Source organism: Paenibacillus sp. JZ16 (genome assembly GCF_015326965.1).
Classification (GTDB): domain Bacteria; phylum Bacillota; class Bacilli; order Paenibacillales; family Paenibacillaceae; genus Paenibacillus_AQ.
Genome location: NZ_CP017659.1, coordinates 6,762,810 through 6,781,766 on the forward strand (window position 1 = coordinate 6,762,810; position 18,957 = coordinate 6,781,766).

Sequence of the window (18,957 nt, forward strand, 5' to 3'; positions counted from 1 at the left end):
ATAGGAACCGGGGAAGAAGCCACCCATAATAAAGCTATACGAAGGACGGCACATTGATTCCCCAATCATTGTCATTCAAGCAGAAGGAGTTGAACTGTCCTATGAAACGAAAGTCGGGGCTGAAGTTCTTCAAGAGGATGGAAAGCTATTCTGACAATTGGTCCGTTCTGGAGGAGAAAAGCAGGGAATGGGAGGATATGTACCGCAAGCGCTGGTCGCATGACAAAGTGGTGCGGACAACGCATGGCGTGAACTGTACAGGCTCCTGCAGCTGGAAGGTTTTTGTGAAGAACGGGATCATCACTTGGGAAAACCAGCAGATTGATTATCCTTCCTGCGGGCCGGATATGCCGGAATTCGAACCGCGCGGATGCCCGCGCGGAGCTTCATTTTCCTGGTATGAATACAGTCCGCTGCGAGTGAAATACCCTTATATGCGCGGCCGGCTATGGCATATGTGGAAAGAGGCCTTAAGCCAACACAGCGATCCGATCGCCGCTTGGGCCAGCATCGTCGAAGATCCGGAGAAATCGAAGTCCTATAAACAAGCACGGGGTAAAGGCGGTCATGTCCGTGTGTCCTGGCAGGAGGCCACGAAGCTGATCTCCGCGCAGCTCATTTATACGATCCGCAAATACGGGCCGGACCGCATTGCCGGTTTCACCCCGATTCCGGCCATGTCGATGATCAGCTATGCTTCAGGTGCCAGATTCATTTCTCTGCTCGGCGGCGAAATGCTCAGCTTCTATGACTGGTATGCGGACTTGCCGCCGGCATCTCCACAAATCTGGGGAGAGCAGACCGACGTGCCGGAATCCAGCGATTGGTACAATGCCGGTTACCTGATCATGTGGGGCTCAAACGTACCGTTAACGCGGACGCCGGATGCCCACTTCATGACGGAAGTGCGATATAAAGGCACCAAGGTTGTGTCGGTCGCGCCGGACTATGCCGAGAACGTCAAATTTGCCGATAACTGGCTGGCTCCGAATCCCGGAACGGATGCGGCCATTGCGCAGGCCATGACGCATGTCATTTTAAAAGAATTCTATCATGAGCGCCAGGAGCCGATGTTCCTGAATTATGCGAAACAATATACGGATATGCCTTTCCTGATTCTATTGGATGAGTTTGAGGGGGGCTACAAGGCGGGACGCTTCCTGCGGGCAAGCGATCTGGGCGATGCCTCTCAGCATGCCGAGTGGAAGCCGGTGATCATCGACGAGAATACCAATGAAATCACGGTTCCGAACGGCACAATGGGACAGCGCTGGGAGCAGGATAAGAAATGGAACCTGATCCTGGAGCGCGAGGACGGCTCGGTCATTGCGCCGGCGCTGTCCGTGGAGTCTCAGGGTGGGGAGTGGCAGACGATTTCCTTCCCGTTCTTTGACAACAACGCTAACGGTACCTTCAAACGCCTAATTCCGGCGAAGACCATTCAGCTGGCGGATGGAACGGAGCGTCTGGCGGCAACGGTATACGATCTGATGTTGAGCCAATATGGAATAGGGCGGGCAGACAGCGGGCTGGGTGTAGACGAATACAAGGATGCGGATTCCTTCTATACCCCGGCCTGGCAGGAAAAAATCACGGGTGTGAAACCATCGGTCGTCGTCCAGATTGCCCGGGAGTTTGCGCAGAATTCGCTGGAGACCGGGGGACGCTCGATGATCATCATGGGCGCCGGGATTAACCACTGGTTTAACAGTGACACGATCTACCGTTCCATTTTGAATCTGGTCATTCTAACGGCGTCTCAAGGCGTAAACGGCGGCGGCTGGGCGCATTACGTCGGCCAGGAAAAATGCCGCCCGATCGAGGGCTGGTCCACGGTCGCCTTCGCGAAAGATTGGCAGGGACCGCCGCGTCAGCAAAATGCGACCTCGTTCTTTTATTTTGCGACCGACCAATGGAAGTACGAAGAAATGGGGGCCGATTCGCTGAAATCGCCAACGTGCGGGGAAATCCGTTACCAGCACCCGGCGGATTACAACGTGCTTGCCGCGAGACTTGGGTGGCTTCCATCTTACCCGCAGTTTAACAAAAACAGCTTGAAGTTTGCGGAGGAGGCAGCACAGCTGGGGAAAACCACCCATGAGGACATTGTGAAGCATACGCTTGCGCAAATCGTCTCTGGAGATACCAAGTTTGCGGCCGAAGATCCCGATGCGCCTGAAAACTTCCCAAGATCCTTGTTCGTATGGCGCTCGAATCTGATCTCAAGCTCGGCCAAGGGTCAGGAATACTTCATGAAGCATTTATTGGGCGCCTCGGACAGCTTGCTCTCGACGCCGAATGAAGAGGATAAACCGGAAGAAATGGTGTGGCGCGAAGAAGTCGAAGGCAAGCTGGACCTGCTTGTTGCGCTGGACTTCCGGATGACATCAACGCCGATGTACGCAGATGTAGTCCTTCCTGCAGCGACCTGGTATGAAAAAACGGACTTGTCTTCAACCGATATGCATCCTTTCGTGCATCCGTTTAACCCGGCAGTAGATCCGCTCTGGGAATCACGGTCGGACTGGGATATATACAGAACGATTGCCGAGGTCTTCTCCGACATGGCAAAGACCCATCTTCCGGGAATATATAAGGACCTGGTCACCACTCCGCTCTCTCATGACTCCATAAGCGAGATCGCCCAGCCATACGGTGAGGTGAAGGATTGGCGCAAGGGTGAAATTGAGGCCGTACCTGGCAAAACAATGCCCAATCTGACGGTGGTTGAGCGGGACTATACGAAAATTCACGACAAATATATTACGCTCGGTCCGAACCTGGCTACAGGCAAAGTCGGAGCGCACGGCGTCAGCTTCTCGGTCGCCGAAGAGTATGAAGAGCTGAAGCGTTTGAACGGAACGTATTACGACGACACCATCAAAAACGGCCTGCCCAAACTTCATACGGCAAGAAATGCGGCGGACGCCATTTTGAATCTGTCTTCGGCCACGAATGGCAAGGTATCGCAGCGAGCCTGGGAATCGGCGGAGCAGGACACCGGCGTGCAGCTAAAAGACATTTCCGCGGACCGCGCTGCAGAGCGCATCACGTTCCAGAGCATTACGGCGCAGCCGCGGGAAGTCATTCCGACGCCCGTATTCAGCGGATCGAACAAAATGGGAAGACGATACTCCCCGTTCACGACGAATATTGAACGGCTCGTACCTTTCCGCACGCTGACCGGCAGACAGCATTTTTATATCGACCACGAAATTTTCCTGCAGTTCGGCGAAGCGCTGCCGGTGTATAAACCGACCCTTCCGCCAATGGTATTCGGGCCGCGCGACAAGCAGATTACCGGGGGAAAGGATACACTCGTGCTCCGATATCTGACGCCGCATGGCAAATGGAACATTCACAGCACCTACCAGGATAATCTGCACATGCTGACGCTGTTCCGCGGAGGCCCGACGGTATGGATTAACAATGATGACGCAGCGGCGAACGACATTCAGGACAATGATTGGCTGGAAGTATACAACCGCAACGGCGTTGTCACCGCCCGCGCCGTTGTCAGCCACCGGATGCCGAAAGGCACGATGTACATGTATCATGCGCAGGATAAACACATCAACGTGCCGGGCTCGGAGATTACGAAGGATCGCGGCGGCAGCCACAACGCGCCGACGAGAATCCATGTAAAGCCGACCCAGATGGTCGGGGGCTATGCCCAGCTCAGCTATGGTTTTAACTACTACGGACCGATCGGCAACCAGCGGGATGTGTACGTGGCTGTCCGCAAAATGAAAGAGGTGGATTGGCTTGAAGATTAAGGCACAAGTCGCCATGGTCATGAATTTGGATAAATGCATTGGCTGCCATACGTGCAGCGTCACCTGCAAGAGCACCTGGACCAACCGTCCGGGCGCGGAATACATGTGGTTCAACAACGTGGAAACGAAGCCGGGCATAGGCTATCCGATCCGCTGGGAAGACCAGGAGAAATACAAGGGAGGCTGGACGCTGAAAAAAGGCAAGCTGCAGCTGAAATCCGGCAGCAAGCTGTCCAAAATCGCGCTCGGCAAAATTTTCTACAATCCGGATATGCCGGAAATGAAAGATTACTATGAGCCGTGGACGTATAACTATGAGCATCTGACGAATGCCGGGGAGAAGAAGCATCAGCCGGTGGCCCGTCCGAAATCGGCAGTAACCGGCGAGACGATGAATCTGGAATGGGGTCCGAACTGGGAAGACGATCTGGCGGGAGCCCATGTCACCGGCCCGAAGGATCCGAATATCGAAAAAATCGAGGAAGAGATTAAATTCAACTTCGAGCAGGCGTTCATGATGTATTTGCCCCGCCTGTGCGAGCATTGCTTAAACCCGAGCTGCGTAGCGTCCTGTCCTTCCGGTGCGATGTACAAGCGGGATGAAGACGGCATCGTCTTGGTGGACCAGGAAGCCTGCCGCGGCTGGCGATACTGCATGACCGGCTGTCCGTACAAAAAGGTGTATTTCAACTGGAAAACGAACAAGGCCGAGAAATGCACCTTCTGTTTCCCGAGAATTGAAGCCGGTCTGCCTACGGTATGCTCCGAAACCTGTACAGGACGTATCCGGTATTTGGGCGTGCTGCTGTACGATGCCGACAAGGTACAGGAGGCAGCATCCACGCCGGACGAGAAGGATCTTTATCAGGCCCAGTGCGATCTGTTCCTGGATCCGCATGATCCGGCAGTGATCGAGCAGGCGCGGAAGGACGGATTAACCGAAGAATGGATCGAAGCTGCCCAAAATTCGCCTGTCTATAAACTAGCCATTGAATACAAGCTGGCCTTTCCGCTCCACCCGGAGTACCGGACGCTGCCGATGGTTTGGTACGTACCGCCGCTCAGTCCAATCATGAACTATTTTGAAGGCAGAGATTCGATCGAGAATCCGGACATGATTTTCCCGGCAATTGAGGAGATGCGCACACCGATTCAATATCTCGCGAATCTGCTCACGGCAGGGGACACGGTGACGGTGAAGGATGCCCTGCAAAAAATGGCGATGATGCGTTCTTATATGCGCGCGCAATCGTCGGGGGCTGAGTTTGATGAGACACGGTTAGCACGGGTTGGCTTGACCGCCTACCAAATGAAGCAGATGTACCGTCTGCTTGCCATCGCGAAATACGATGACCGGTTTGTTGTCCCGACTTCGCATAAGGAAAGCCATATGGATGTTTACCGTTCGCAGGGTTCCGAAGGTTTTAGCGCAAGCTGCGGCGGTTGCGGACCGGAAGGACTGCAGGGCAAAACGGGCAAAGAGCTGTACGAAGAAAACTTCTACGGGGGATCTGGCGTGATTAATCTCGGAAAGCTGCATGATTATAAACATGTTTTCGGTTTTTTCGCTCAGCAGCTCACGTATCCGGAAAAGCTGGATTTCCACCCGTCGGTTATGGAGGAGTCGCTTGACTCCTCTGACCCGGCCTATGAATCCATCAGAACGTACTGGACGACCATGCATGAATACAGCATGGAAGAGATTGAAGAGCTGTACGTCCAGACCTTCGACTTTCAGGCGAAATCCACATTGTATATGACCTATTATAAATTTGAGGACGGCAGGGAACGTGGCCAGATGCTCGCCAAACTTAAAGAGACGTATGAGATGTTTGGTCTGGGCATCGCGGGCTCGGAACTATCGGATTATCTCCCGCTGATGTGCGAGTTTCTATATGCAGCGAATTGGCAGGGGCGCGAGAAGGAAGCTGGAGAGAGCCTGGATTTGATGCTGGCTGTCATGGAGGACGGCACCTATCATCTGCTGAAAGCTTTGGAGAAATATAAGAGTCCGTATCTTTATCTCATTCAAGGCCTTCGCGCGACGTTCAAAGCATGTTTCAATCAGGAGGAGGCGGCTCATGAGCATGATTAATCAGTTTCTGTGGGTCATTTTCCCCTATATCTGCCTTGCCGTGTTTATTGTCGGTCATATTTACCGTTACCGTACGGACCAGTTTAACTGGACGGCCAAATCCAGCGAGTTTATCGAGAAGAAACATCTCAAGCTGGGCAGTCTCATGTTTCATTTAGGCATCATTCCTGTTATCGGAGGGCATGTTGCAGGCTTAGCTATCCCTCAATCCTGGATGGAGTCACTGGGGATCAGCGACCATATGTATCATATCGGGGCGGTGTATATTGGAAGCGCATTTGGCTTTCTAACGCTGGGAGGCATGGTATTGTTAACCGCCAGGCGGTTCACCATTCGTAATGTCCGAAAACTCAGCACCGCTTCGGATATGCTGGTTAATGTCCTTCTGCTGTTTATCGTATTTATGGGGATGTACAGCACGCTGGTCACGAACGCGGTGCAGCCGGAATTCAATTATCGGGAAACGGTCTCCGTGTGGTTCCGTGGATTGTTTATGCTCCGTCCGGATGCTTCGTTGATGGTGAACGTGCCGCTGTCGTTTAAAATTCATATTCTGGCCGGATTCGGCATTTTTGGCTTATGGCCGTTTACCCGATTGGTGCATGTGTGGAGTGTTCCGTTGAATTATGTGGGGAGAAGATATATTCTGTATAGAAAGCACCGTAAATTTGAATCGTAGAGCGGAAGAAGGCTGTTGGGCCTTCTTTTCTACGTCAGAGGAGTAATGGAAATGAAGAATCAGCCGATCTTTAATTACCAAAGTGAAATGGATAAGCTTCGAGCCCGGTTTCAATTCGATTTCGTGTCCATGGCGTTGGTGCAGCCGGCTGAAGACCGATTTGTTTTGACCTGGCAGTATGCCTCGGGAAATATAAACGAGAGGTACAAGCGTATCGTTTTACATTCCGGCAAAGGCATCGCGGGAATGGTATTTAAGACTGGAAAACCGATGCTGATTCAAAACGTGAATGCCGATATTGAATCAAGGGACTTGTATAATTATCCAATTATCGTTGCAGAGCAGTTGAAAAGCCTTGGCGCAGTACCGCTGTGGGAAGGCTCTCGCGTCAAGGGGGTTTTGCTTGTGGGATATCGCAAGGAAAACGTGCTGGATCCAAGGTCCTTTGAGTCGTTTCAGGAAGGAATGGGAACGGAATTTGGTGCTTTTTATGCCAAGGAGGTATCACAGCCTTGATTCAGATGACGGATGAGCATTTAAGCGAATTGCTTAGAAGCATGTATCAGAATAGCATGGAGGCCATTTTTTTTATCGACGAAAAGGGCAGCGTGGTGGCTATGAATCCGGCTGCGGAGAACATCCTTGACATTGATGTGATTGAGAGGATGCAGTCCGGTGCGGATGGTTCCTTCTGCCAGACCTGCAAAGGCTATACCGATGAACAGGATCTTATAACCTGCTCCACATGCTATTTAGATTATCCGCATGGGGAGTTTTCATCGTTCCAGGTCTATCTTAAGACGCGCGGCGAAGGCATCGTTCCCTATGCGGCCAGTTACCATATCATCGATGAAGCCCGCGGCATCCGGGTGATGATGCTCCTTGACCTGACGAAGCAGCAGAAAACACAGGAAATGCTGCAGCGGACGAATATGCTGAAATATGTCATCAAGGCACAGGAGGACGAGCGTAAGCGGATATCCCGCGAGCTCCATGATAGCGTGGCTCAAGAGCTGCTCAGCTCGCTGGTCGACCTGCGTGTCGTTAAATATATGGATGTAGGCGAGGATGTGCTCAAGAAGCTGCATCAGACCGAGGTGTCTTTAACCCGGCTTTTGGATGACATCCGGCATTTATCCGTTGAACTCAGACCTGCTTCATTGGATGATTTGGGGCTTGAGGCTGCATTCCGCTCCCATTTTAAATGGATCGGGAAGAATTACGGAGTGCTTGTTGAGTTCTCTGCGGAGTTAGCGGCAGCCCGCTACGGCAGCGAGATTGAAACGGTTGTGTACCGGGTATGTCAGGAAGCGGTGCTGAATGCCATGAAATATTCAGGAACGGACGAGGTGCATGTACGATTATGCGAAGTGAACGGCTACCTTCAGCTAACCGTTCGTGACCGTGGAGTTGGGTTTAATATGGTCATTGATGAAGCCAAGGGAACCGGATTGGGGCTGTACGGGATGCGGGAACGCGCGGAGCTCGTCGGGGGTCAGTTTATTTTGCTGTCCGCTCCCGGTGAGGGTACGACGGTTCAGCTCAACATTCCGCTTACGAATGGTGACGACAAGCCGGAGGTGAGGGTTACGTGAAAATTGTGATTGCGGATGATCATGCCGTGGTCCGCAGCGGATTTTCCATGATTCTGAATTACCAGGAAGACATGGAGGTTGTCGCGACGGCGGCAGACGGTATGGAGGCTTACACCATGGTGGCGAAGCATCGGCCGAATGTGCTGTTGATGGATTTAAGCATGCCCCCCGGCGAAAGCGGACTGATTGCGACCGGCAAGATCAGCAGCGAATTTCCGGAAACGAAAATTCTGATTCTAACCATGTATGATGATGACGATTACCTGTTTCATGTTTTAAAAAACGGGGCTTCAGGTTATGTGCTCAAAAATGCGCCGGATGATGAATTAATCTCCGCCATCCGCATGGTGCATAAGGGAGGGACCTATATTCATCCCCAGATGGCGACTTCCCTGGTTCGGGAGTTTATTAAGAAAGATAGTGAGAGCGCGGAGCAGGATCCGTTTAACAGCCTGTCCAAAAGGGAGATTGAGATCCTGCCTCTAATCGCCAAGGGCTATGGCAATAAGGAGATCGCGGAAAAACTGTTCGTATCGGTCAAGACGGTGGAGGCGCACAAGGCCAAAATTATGGAAAAGCTGAATTTGAAAAGCCGTCCGGAGTTAGTGGAATATGCGCTGAAGAAAAAATTGCTGGATTTTTAGTCTTACCTATACAACAGGGCGCAATAAAGGGTCATTGCTTAAAGGAATAGGGAAGTTCCCCGGTGAGATTCAGGGAACTTCCCTATTAGCATTGTGAATAGGTGCACGTACAATAGGAGCTGGGGATCAATATGCCATTCATTACGCTTTAGAAAAGGTGATGGAAATGATCAAAAAGGTGCAGCTTCCGCTGCAAACAATGAATCTGGTGCTTGGCTTTATGGTATGGGTCATCATCTCCGCGCTCTTGCCGTTTATTCGCGAGGATATCTCCATTACGGCCGACCGCCTCGCTATTCTGACGGCTATTCCGGTGGTGCTGGGTTCGGTCCTCCGGATTCCGCTCGGCTATTACGCCAATGTGGTGGGAGCACGAATTGTTTTTATCGCCAGCTTTATCCTGCTGCTGTTTCCGGTTTATTTTATCAGCTCGGCTACCTCCTTTACGCATTTGGTAATCGGCGGCTTGTTCCTTGGGATCGGGGGGGCCGTATTCTCGGTCGGCGTGACCTCGCTGCCTAAATATTATGCGAAAGAGAAGCTCGGACTCGTAAATGGGATATACGGAATGGGCAACATCGGCACCGCCATTACCACGTTTGCTGCACCGGTCATCGCGACTCAGATCGGATGGTCCAAAACCGTCCAGCTGTATTTGGTTCTGCTGTTGATCTTTGCCGTGCTAAATGTAATCTTAGGCGACCGTAAAGAAATCAAAGTGAAAACACCGATCATGGAACAGATCAAGGGTGTATATAAAAATGAAAAATTGTGGTTTTTCTCTCTTTTTTATTTTATTACATTCGGTTCGTTCGTAGCCTTTACGGTGTACTTGCCGAACTTTCTGGTTACCCATTTCGAGCTTGCGAAGGTGGATGCCGGGATGCGGACGGCAGGGTTCATTTTGGTAGCAACAATATTACGCCCTGTAGGCGGCTGGCTTGCAGATAAGTTTAAACCGCTGTTCTTATTAATGGGCGTATTCATAGGGCTCACGGCTGCGGCCATCCTGTTGGCATTCTCTCCATCCATTGGCTTGTATACGGCCGGCTGCTTAACCATTGCCGTTGGTGCCGGGCTTGGAAACGGGGTTATTTTCAAACTCGTGCCCCTTTATTTCAACAAGCAGGCCGGCATTGTGAACGGTATCGTGTCCATGATGGGCGGTCTTGGCGGATTCTTCCCGCCGCTGATGCTTTCCTTCATCCATTCGGCTACGGGGCAATATTCCATTGGGTTCATGGCTTTATCGCAGGTTGCGCTGGCCAGTTTCGTTATTGTGGTATGGATGTACTATCAGGACAAACTCTCCGTACAATCCGAGGTGTTTAACTCCACCGGCCAGGGGATATTGGTTACGGATCGGAGCGGAAAGATCAATGCCGTCAATCCGGCATTCACGAAGTTAACGGGATATTCAGAGGAGGAAGTACTTGGCAAGAATCCGAGCGTATTGAAATCCGGAAGACAAACACCTGCGTTTTATCAGGCGATGTGGTCTGAAATCATGGAACACGGGAGCTGGCAGGGGGAGATTTGGAACCGCAGGAAGAACGGAGAAGAGTACTTGGAACTGCTAACGATTAACGCGGTAAAGGACGAATCGGGTGACATCGTTCAGTATGTGGGCACCTTCAGCGATATTACTTATCATCCGCCTGGCCGTTGTTCGAATGGCTGAAGTTATGGATCGTACCGGGTATGAGTCTATGGATTGGAGAGGGAGAGACACATGAAAAAGACGAGGTTTGTCATACCACGGGAGCATGGTGGCTGGGCCATGGTCAGCGTACCCTATATCATAGGAATGGCGGCCGCCAAGCCGGCGCTTCTGCACCTTCCGCTATTTTTGGCGTGGTTAGGTTTATATATGGCATCCTATCCGTTTCTGCAATCCTTAAAGAAAACATCCCAACGTAAAACATGGTTATCCTGGGGGATCGTTTATGCCCTTATCGCTATTGCGTTTCTCATTCCGGTGCTTGTCTTCAAACCGATGATGCTCTGGTTTGCACCTGTGCTGCTCATCCTGATCATGGTGAATGTTTGGCATGTCCTTCAGAAATCGGAGCGTGCGCTGTTAAATGATATTTGCGCGATTCTGCTGTTCTGTACCGGAGGCGCCGCTGCTTATATGCTGGGAGGCGGTGGTTTCGATCCGATCCTTGCCGCCGTCATTGGGTATAATTTCCTTTATTTTACGGGGACCGTGTTCTTTGTCAAATCGGTCTTCCGTGAACGCAAAAACAGCCGCTGGACCGTATACGCAAAATTGTATCATGCTGTGATGTTGGTTCTGCCGATCATCTTCGGGAATCCATGGATGTGTCTGCCATTCTTATTTCCGTTCATTAAGACGTTACTGTATTCCGGAAAAATAATGAAACCGATGAAGGTCGGAATCATCGAGATTGTAGGTTCCGTCCAGTTTTTATTGCTGTCCATCATTTTGATGTAGTCTGCCGTTTTCATAAAAATCGATTCCATCGTCCATTCTGTTATAATAAGTGAAGGTATACAGAAGGGAACGATGTTAATGACATATACAGCGCAGCAGGTGGCCGAATGGATGGTGGAGGAAATCCGGTTTACGGGTAATTTGTATCAGACGGAGGCCATCCGCTATGTACGCGAGAATTTCGGGGAAGAATTTGTTTTCGTGAACGAAAACGGAAACGCCTCGCTGTCCAAGGACGTGAAGAAGGCATTCCGCAAACTGCATGGCGGACGGATTGCTTGGGATCGCGACGGATTCATGTGGGCGTGGACGTAGTCTTGTTGAGAAAAAAATAATAAGGACAGAGACCGCTTAACGGCCATCCTGCCTTTCATAATGAGAACAGCTGCCTTGAAACCAGGGCAGCTGTTTTTCTTCATGACTTATATAATTCGGTGAACCGTGAATTGTCCGGTTGAAGCGTGCAGGGTCTTCGCAGCCTGCTCCGGGTCCAGCTGGCGATGCCGCTCTACCGCATAACGGAACTCATAGAAGCCGCCAAGCGTCGCTTTGAAGTTGGTTTCCCAGTAGTTGGTCAATATCCAGGCATACGTGGAAGGACGGCTGTCCGCCGGCTGCATGGTGTGAAGCTGACGAGGCGCGTGCTCCAGCGTTCCCAGCTGTACAAGCGGCGTGTCCGTCATGGACAGGGCCAGCGCTTCCCGGTCTATAGCCGAGTGCCAGAATATTCCCTCTTGCACACTGGTGTAATCCAGGCAGCTTCCGGGAATTTGATCCTTCCAAGGCCGGAAATGACAACCGGCTTTTTCCACGTATAACTCGGCTTCAGTGCCCATGGAGAACGGCAAAGCCACATAGACATTTTCCGGCAGCCAGACGCTGTCCTTGTGGAAGCGGACGGACACCTCGACCCGAGGCTGGTTGGCAAACATCTTGATGTGGAGGGCATAATAGCTGAGTCCCTTCACGTCGAACACCAGCTCGACCAGGGCAAATAGCGGTCCGTTGTCCAGCACGGTGACTCGGGTCAAGCGTCCGGTATCCCGCTGGACGTTCGTGCCCTTCCGGTTGCGTCCCATGCGGCGGCGGGTTGAGCATATTTCGGACGGATTAAACTCATCCTGTGCCGGCGTTACCTCGTAGATGGGGGTGAAAGGCGCGTGCTCACGTGCGCCGTCCAGCAGGTCTGCTGAGCGTGTCTTATCGATCCAGGCCGTAATGCCTTCGTTCATCTCCCATTCGATCCGGAAGGATTCGGATTCGATCGAACGCTTGCCCACCACAATCGGATAAGGAGTTATGGGCTGTGACTGGATGTCGGCGATTCCTTCGCACGCAATCGGTTCGGTGTTGCGCGCAGTCACCATGTTCCCGGAAGCGGAGAGTGCATCCGGTGTTTCGTGCGGATGGATGTACAAGATCCGGGACTCATCCGGTTCAAGCGAGAGCTGCGTAACAAGCGCCCCCGTGTGTGCCAATTGGTACGGTAGCGCCTGCCCGGTCGTTTCGTCGATGAGCTCGAACTTTTTCTTCAGGATCACGTGTTCCCAGCCATCCAACGGAATGGCGACCTGCAGCGTCGCTGCGGCCGGTTCCGTATTGATCACCTCGTAGCGCAGGGGACGATGGGGAGCGAGCAGCGCGCCTTGACGGGCTACGAGCGCTTTATCCAGCGCCCGGTAAGCCATCTTGCTGGCTTCCGCCGCATAGGCCTGCTTCCGCACCTCGAGCATTTGCACCTGCGGATGCCATGGCTCATACACGGAGGAATGATAGCCCCATGTATGCTCGGCATACATGGTCAGCGCCTGTGACGTTTCCTCGACCTCGGCCAGGCTTGCCGCACCATGGACCGGATCTAGCCGCTTGACTTTGCGAAGCGTGCGCTGGGCATCCCGGTAAATCTGGGTATGCATTGCTGTTGAAGCGACCCCATCCGTCCACCAGTCCGGCCAATCCCCCCGGTGTACCGGAAGCGCAGACAGGTCCTCCTGTTTCAATGCCGCAAAAAATTCAGACAGCGTAGCCATCTTAATGGTGATTTGGTCGCCGTATTGTTCATTCCATTTCGTAATCCTCTCCGCGATATCCGCATTCGGGGATGCATTGTCCGTGCCCAGGCCGGAGACCATGACCGGAACGAAGGAATACGGATAGGACTCCTGCTCAAGATTCCATAAATACCGGTTAATCCGTAAAGCAGCGATCTCGTTATGACGTTGTTCAGGCTCCATCAGGTTATGCTGAAGCTCGTCCTTGATGATATATTTGCCCAGTGCATCAGGGCAGAACCCGAGCTCGTTGCCAAACATATAATGTTCGCCGTTCCAGACAAGCAGCCTGCCGCCATTCGGACTTTCCCACCAGAACGGGGTTTGTTTGCGGCCCAGCGGATACATGCCGTGATGCGTATGGATGCAGGAAAACAGATGCTCAATGTTATTTTGCAGCAGGCTTTCGGCATACCCCCAGCTGTATCCGTTAATGTCGGCAGTCATGGCGCTGTCGATCCGATGTCCGAAGGACTCCGCGAACTTTTGCGCCTTGCCGTGATTCCGCAGAAGGAGGTCGAAATCCGGGAGCTCGGTCATATTGAGATAGGTTCCGGACAGTTCGATGTCGCCACGCTTTACCGCTTGTTGAAAAGCTGCTTTTTCCGCCGGAGTCGCTGCTTCGAGAAATTTTTCTACGGCCCAGAAGGTCTCGCAAGTCCAGCGGAACGATTCCCATTCCGGGCGCTCCCCGCGTTGTGCGGCTTCCGTGATGTCTAGTGCCTGGCGGATAAAATCAACATGGTACTGCTCGATTCTCTCTTGGCGTTCCGTGTAGCCGATATCCGTGTGGGAATGATGGATGACATAGATCGTCCAGGGACGGGCGGGTCGATGACCGCCTTGGGTGGATAGGTTCATATATTAGTGACCTCCTATAGATTAAAATGGGGAGCGGATGCATGATGATCCGTATCCTCGAATAGCTTCTCAATGCCGTTAAACACAGCCGCCGTTCCGTCTGCGAGAGCGTGAACGGGAACGGCGTGCCTGCCCAAAGCGAGCATGATATCCTTTTCCCATAAGGGCAAGCTGCCCGAGATTTGCCCGCCCAGCACTAGGCGGCTCGGTTTGAACACGGATAAATAAGGCAGGAGCATTTCTCCCAGCTCGCTGCCATATTCGCGGAATACATCCTGAGCTTGCGCGTTACCGCTCTTGGCAGCTTCAGCGAGGTCGGCTACGTCGAACCCGTCAGCCAGGAGTCCCCGCTCCGAAGCCATGTTCAGAATGCCCCTTTTCCCGAAATAGCTGTCCACGATATGATCCCGGTAAGGCTCCGCAAACAGCATTCCGCTGCTTGGGATACCATGCCTGCCGGCTACGATTTGACCATTCTCCACAAAGGCAGAGCCGAGGCCCGTACCGAGCGTAAGGCATAGGAGACGGCGTTCCGATGGGAACCGGGTGGAGGCCCCAAGGCCGAACATGAAGGCATCATTGCCGAACCGGATATCGGCGGCGGTCAGACGGTTCATCGTGACACCCGGGAAGGATGACTTGAGTCTCTGAAATTCGCAGCGGAGCAGATCCCGAACCGATTGCTTGAACAGAGCGTCATATTTGCCTAGGCCTTGAAGAAGCGCAATGCCTTTTGCATAATCGAAGGGCCCCGGAAAAGCGAAGCCGATCCGGATTAAATCATGATAATCCAACGGCCGGAAGGCCGAAGCGTGATAGTTGATCAGATCATGACAGGCTTGGGCGAAGCTGGAAATCGTATCCGCCGCGGCTCCGTGCGATTCCGAAGGCCGGGTTATGAACGAGCCGGGGATTGGCAGCCCGTTCACGATGAGCGCTCCCTTCAAAGCGGTGCCGCCGGCATCAAGCGCGATGGTGATGGGGGCAGGGGAGGGCACGCTTTCTGGATCGGCGCTATCCTTGCGGTTCATGCAAATTCCCCGCTTTCTGTTGGCCGGGAAGGCGGAAGCAGTGGAGAATCCCAATCGGGATTGACCCTCGCTGCAATCAATGCGCATGGGGATCCGGACAGATTCTCCAGTCGGTATTCGCCTAAACATGCCGGAACAATGTAAGATTCCGCATAGCCCCATTCAACGGCCGCACTCTCGTCCGCTGCCGGCACGAGGCGGACACGTTCGCCTTCCACGAGATTGTACATGACGAATTCTCCTTGGGTGTCCGCTTTCCACGTTTCCTGCAGATTCAGCCTGCTGACCTGGAACAGAAGATCTTCCCGTTGACCCAGCAGTTCCTCCGAGCTGCCCCCTTGACGGCTTACGACGGCTGGCCGGGCGATAAGCCCGCTTTCTACCGCAGGCGTATTCATGGCGTCATTAATATTGTGGCGCGCATGCTCAGGGTTCATCGGGCGCGGTTTGCCATCGGCGTCCAGGCGCAGATAATCGTAGATCTTGAACGTGAACCACCAGGTGGTCGAGGAAATTTCCAGCACCAGATTATCCCTGCCGGAGCAGTGGACCGTGCCCGGTGGAATGAGGTAGAGATCCCCTGTTTGCGAGTTGTACTCGTTAACGTAGTCGGAGAGCTCAAGCGGCTCTTCCCGAAGCTGGGCGTCTTCCACTGCTGCAAGCAGCCGTTCGCCGCTTATTCCTTCCTTCAGCCCGAGATACACCTTGGCTTCCGGGGCATTGCGCATGATGTAGTACGATTCTTGCTGCGTCATATGCTCATTGAACTGCGACTCTGCATATTCCTGCAGCGGATGCACCTGAAGCGACAGCTCGCCGCCCTGCATCGTATCCAGATAATCAAACCGGATCGGGAAGTAGTCGCCGAACAGCCGGACATTACGCCTTCCCATAATCTCTTGAGCCGCTGCTTCCATGAGCAATGTGAACGGAACCTCGAAGGTGATATCCTGCACGCGCAGCACAAGCGTGTTCTCGGGAGCGATAGGCTCAAAGCTCCAGGCGCAGTTGGGCCATTCGTCGGGAAGACCGCATAATTCCTTAAGATATTGACCGCCCCATATTCCCGGGGCAAAAAACGGCTTGACCCGAAACGGCTGCCGACTTGCTTTGCGCAGTACGTTTGCCAAGGCGGCAGCCGGCAGCCACACCGGCTCTTCCGGACGATTTAAGTCCATGTAATACGCTTGGTTGTCGGAGTGTTGGGCATGGGTATGATGGGCTAACCAGTCGCGACGGTAGGTCTCCCAGACGGGCCATTCGAGAAATAAACAATTCTTGTAAGTCTCAACCTTGTCGAAGGAGCTGCCCAAGCCGAAGCTGCCCATATGCTGGGCATGGCGCCGCTGCTGGTTCTCGCGGGAGTAATCGGCGTAGAAATGAAGGTCGGGGGTCCGGCCTTGAAGCAGCGAAGCGCCGGGTCCGTGCAGGACGTATATGCCGCGCATCGCGTCAAATGCATGCGCATTTTTATTCAAGGCTGGCCGTGCGTCCTGTTGAAAATATTGAATGGGGCGGACATCGGTTGCTTTATAGCCGAATGCCCGGTTATCCGTAAGATAAGGAGCCATCTCGGCCCGGAGCTCGGCTTCGGGTTTGACGTAATCGGACGTGGAATCGCATGCGAAGGCGATGCCTTCTTGCTCACAGGCTTGCTGAAGCTTGGCCAGCAGTTTATCGAAATCGGCGCCGTGTGTTCCGTCAAGCGTAATGAAGATACTGCTTTTTTCCTGTGATTCATGCTGGGAATTTTTTTGTTTATAGGTCGACAGGATAAACGAGCACCATGCGTCGGTCCCATTCTTCATAAATTGGGGTTCGCTGCCAAAGTCCAAGTGGTTGATCGGGTGTGATTGAAAGGTCGTTGCAGGTTTCATGGATAAATGGTTCCTCCCTTCCGGAATGTCGGTTACGACTTCATTGTAGGAGGAAGGGGAGGATCCGTCTTTATAAAAAGAGGAAGTGTTTTTGTACGATCAGGACATCGACGTCTCTAGTCGCTAAAGCTCGGAGTCGTAACGGCCTTCTGAAAACTGGGAACGCCGGAAGCGGGCCGGGGTTACGCCGAGCTTGGACGTAAACACCCGGGTGAAGTAGTGCACGGACTCAAATCCGCAGGAGACGGCAATTTCTTTGATCTGCCGGTCTGTATTCAGAAGCAGGTGTTTCGCTTGCTGCACGCGCTGCTCCTGCACATAATGAACAAAGGATTGATGTCCGTATTTACGGAACAGCCGGGTTAAATGACGGGTCGTAACGTGAAGATGGCCAGCCACCCGCTCCAGCGAGAGCGGCTCGCCCAGATTATCCTGGATAAACAATTCGGCCTGATGAAACATCGAAGCTCCTTCTTCGCGTGCTCCAGGATCGGAAGGTTCTTGGTAGAAACCGGGACCGTGGGCAGCCAGAATCGATAATATGAGTGAAGCTGCCAAGCTGTTCAGCATATGCGGCGGGTGCTGCTTACCGCCAGAGCCCGACTGAAACATTGATAGCAGCGAAAGCCACAAGAGTCCGGACGCTTGCCCGGCATCTTCCTGAAGCACCGGAATGCCTTGGATGGCTAACCTTCGGAAAGCAGCCGTATGGAGATCGCTGTTTGCTGATTCATCCAGTTCAAAGGCAACATAACATAAGGCCAAGCCCTCCCTGCTCTTAATTTGGTGCTGGATGCCCGGCCTTGAGAGAAACAGGGTGCCTGGATGAAGATGGAACTCTGTCTCGTTTTCGATATACGAGCCGCAGCCTGTCAACACGTAACAAGCTTCAAAAAAAGAATGCTTATGCTCCGTATTGTCGTAGTGGCGCGGCATAAATCCCCAGTAGTGGATCCGGACGCTCAGTTCCTGCTGTTCAATGGAGTTCAGGGTTCGGTTTAATATGGAATTGGCCCGTTTGAATAACGGGATGAAAGTTTCGTCATCGATTTGCATGGGAGAGGGTGCTCCTTCTCGGAATTGGCATATATCTCTGCCAAGAATATAGGACAAAATGGGACTTCTAGTCACTCTCTATTTTATATCACAGATAGGTTTTATTGAAAAAATGGGTAAGTGATGTCATGCATAGACAGCTACACAAGTTCTTCATAAGTAGCTGCTATGCTATGAACATTCAATATAAGAGAGGAGTTCATCATATGTCAGCTAAGAAACGATGGAAGCCGCTTATTCTGGTTGCGTTGGCATCCCTCATCCTCATACTGGGTGCCTGCGGTAATACGAAGAGTGCAAACCCCGATAACAACGAAAACACGGAAGCCACCGGGAACATGGATGGCATGGATCATGGCAGCATGAACCATTCCGGCTCGGGCGAGATCCCGGAAGGGTTGAAGGCGGCAGAGAATCCGACCTATGCGGCCGAGACCCAAGCGATCATTGAATCCGATCACATGCCCGGAATGAAGGGGGCAAAGGCAACGATTGTCGGGGCGTACGATACGACGGTGTACACGATATCGTATACGCCGACGAGCGGCGGACCCGAAGAGAAGGATCATAAATGGGTGATTCATGAGGAGCTGAAGGATGCCGGGAAGGAGCCCTTGGAACCCGGAACGGAAGCTGTCGTGAATGCGGATCATATGGAGGGCATGAAGGGAGCCACTGCCGTTATCGATTCCGCCGAACAAACGACGGTCTATATGGTGGACTTCACGACGACAACCGGCGAAGAAGTCAAGAATCATAAGTGGGTGACGGAAAGCGAGCTGGCCCCCGTACAATAGAAGTTTTATGAAAAAAAGAAAACAATCGTTCTCTATA

Annotated in this window: 14 protein-coding genes and 1 pseudogene; 11 read left to right on the forward strand and 4 right to left on the reverse strand. The window is 52.6% G+C overall.

Going from position 1 to position 18,957, the window contains the following annotated elements; translation table 11 throughout:
* Positions 1-101: 101 nt before the first annotated feature.
* The 10 genes and pseudogenes from BJP58_RS30230 (at position 102) to BJP58_RS30275 (ending at position 11,562) form a co-directional block, all read left to right on the forward strand.
* Complete coding sequence (locus tag BJP58_RS30230; protein ID WP_194541775.1) at positions 102-3,776, forward strand: nitrate reductase subunit alpha; 3,675 nt, start codon at positions 102-104, stop codon at positions 3,774-3,776.
* A pseudogene (narH, locus tag BJP58_RS30235) lies at positions 3,766-5,300 on the forward strand (nitrate reductase subunit beta). Before BJP58_RS30230 ends, narH begins: the two are co-directional and overlap by 11 nt.
* A gap of 91 nt (positions 5,301-5,391) precedes the next feature.
* On the forward strand, positions 5,392-5,871 hold the full coding sequence (narJ, locus tag BJP58_RS30240) for a nitrate reductase molybdenum cofactor assembly chaperone (protein ID WP_267907915.1): 480 nt from the start codon (positions 5,392-5,394) through the stop codon (positions 5,869-5,871).
* Positions 5,858-6,550 carry a respiratory nitrate reductase subunit gamma gene (narI, locus tag BJP58_RS30245; RefSeq protein WP_194541777.1) on the forward strand — a complete coding sequence of 231 codons (693 nt, stop codon included), beginning with the start codon at positions 5,858-5,860 and terminating at the stop codon, positions 6,548-6,550. Before narJ ends, narI begins: the two co-directional genes overlap by 14 nt.
* Positions 6,551-6,601: 51 nt before the next feature.
* Complete coding sequence (locus BJP58_RS30250; protein WP_194541778.1) at positions 6,602-7,066, forward strand: GAF domain-containing protein; 465 nt, start codon at positions 6,602-6,604, stop codon at positions 7,064-7,066.
* Positions 7,063-8,145, forward strand: coding sequence for a sensor histidine kinase (locus BJP58_RS30255; RefSeq protein ID WP_194541779.1), 1,083 nt, complete (start codon positions 7,063-7,065; stop codon positions 8,143-8,145). The genes BJP58_RS30250 and BJP58_RS30255 overlap by 4 nt, the downstream gene beginning before the upstream one ends.
* Entirely contained in the window at positions 8,142-8,789 is a 648-nt protein-coding gene (locus BJP58_RS30260) for a response regulator transcription factor (RefSeq protein ID WP_071223733.1), read from the forward strand. The genes BJP58_RS30255 and BJP58_RS30260 overlap by 4 nt, the downstream gene beginning before the upstream one ends.
* A gap of 166 nt (positions 8,790-8,955) precedes the next feature.
* Entirely contained in the window at positions 8,956-10,470 is a 1,515-nt protein-coding gene (locus BJP58_RS30265) for a nitrate/nitrite transporter (protein WP_071223961.1), read from the forward strand.
* 51 nt (positions 10,471-10,521) lie between these two features.
* Positions 10,522-11,247 carry a YwiC-like family protein gene (locus BJP58_RS30270; RefSeq protein WP_194541780.1) on the forward strand — a complete coding sequence of 242 codons (726 nt, stop codon included), beginning with the start codon at positions 10,522-10,524 and terminating at the stop codon, positions 11,245-11,247.
* Between the two features lie 78 nt (positions 11,248-11,325).
* Entirely contained in the window at positions 11,326-11,562 is a 237-nt protein-coding gene (locus tag BJP58_RS30275; RefSeq protein ID WP_041621962.1) for a DUF6953 family protein, read from the forward strand.
* Positions 11,563-11,669: 107 nt separating this feature from the next.
* Here BJP58_RS30275 and BJP58_RS30280 read toward each other — a convergent pair whose 3' ends face one another.
* The 4 genes from BJP58_RS30280 to BJP58_RS30295 form a co-directional block, all read right to left on the reverse strand.
* Positions 11,670-14,159: a glycoside hydrolase family 38 N-terminal domain-containing protein gene (locus BJP58_RS30280; protein ID WP_194541781.1), complete on the reverse strand. Its 2,490-nt coding sequence runs from the start codon at positions 14,157-14,159 to the stop codon at positions 11,670-11,672.
* Between the two features lie 14 nt (positions 14,160-14,173).
* Positions 14,174-15,190, reverse strand: a complete 1,017-nt coding sequence (locus BJP58_RS30285) for an ROK family protein (RefSeq protein WP_194541782.1) — start codon at positions 15,188-15,190, stop codon at positions 14,174-14,176.
* On the reverse strand, positions 15,187-17,067 hold the full coding sequence (locus BJP58_RS30290; RefSeq protein WP_194541783.1) for a class I mannose-6-phosphate isomerase: 1,881 nt from the start codon (positions 17,065-17,067) through the stop codon (positions 15,187-15,189). Before BJP58_RS30290 ends, BJP58_RS30285 begins: the two co-directional genes overlap by 4 nt.
* Before the next feature lie 123 nt (positions 17,068-17,190).
* Positions 17,191-18,123 carry a helix-turn-helix domain-containing protein gene (locus BJP58_RS30295; protein WP_194541784.1) on the reverse strand — a complete coding sequence of 311 codons (933 nt, stop codon included), beginning with the start codon at positions 18,121-18,123 and terminating at the stop codon, positions 17,191-17,193.
* Between the two features lie 206 nt (positions 18,124-18,329).
* Between BJP58_RS30295 and BJP58_RS30300 the strand changes: the two genes are divergently transcribed.
* Positions 18,330-18,920 carry a YdhK family protein gene (locus BJP58_RS30300; protein ID WP_194541785.1) on the forward strand — a complete coding sequence of 197 codons (591 nt, stop codon included), beginning with the start codon at positions 18,330-18,332 and terminating at the stop codon, positions 18,918-18,920.
* Positions 18,921-18,957: the final 37 nt, after the last annotated feature.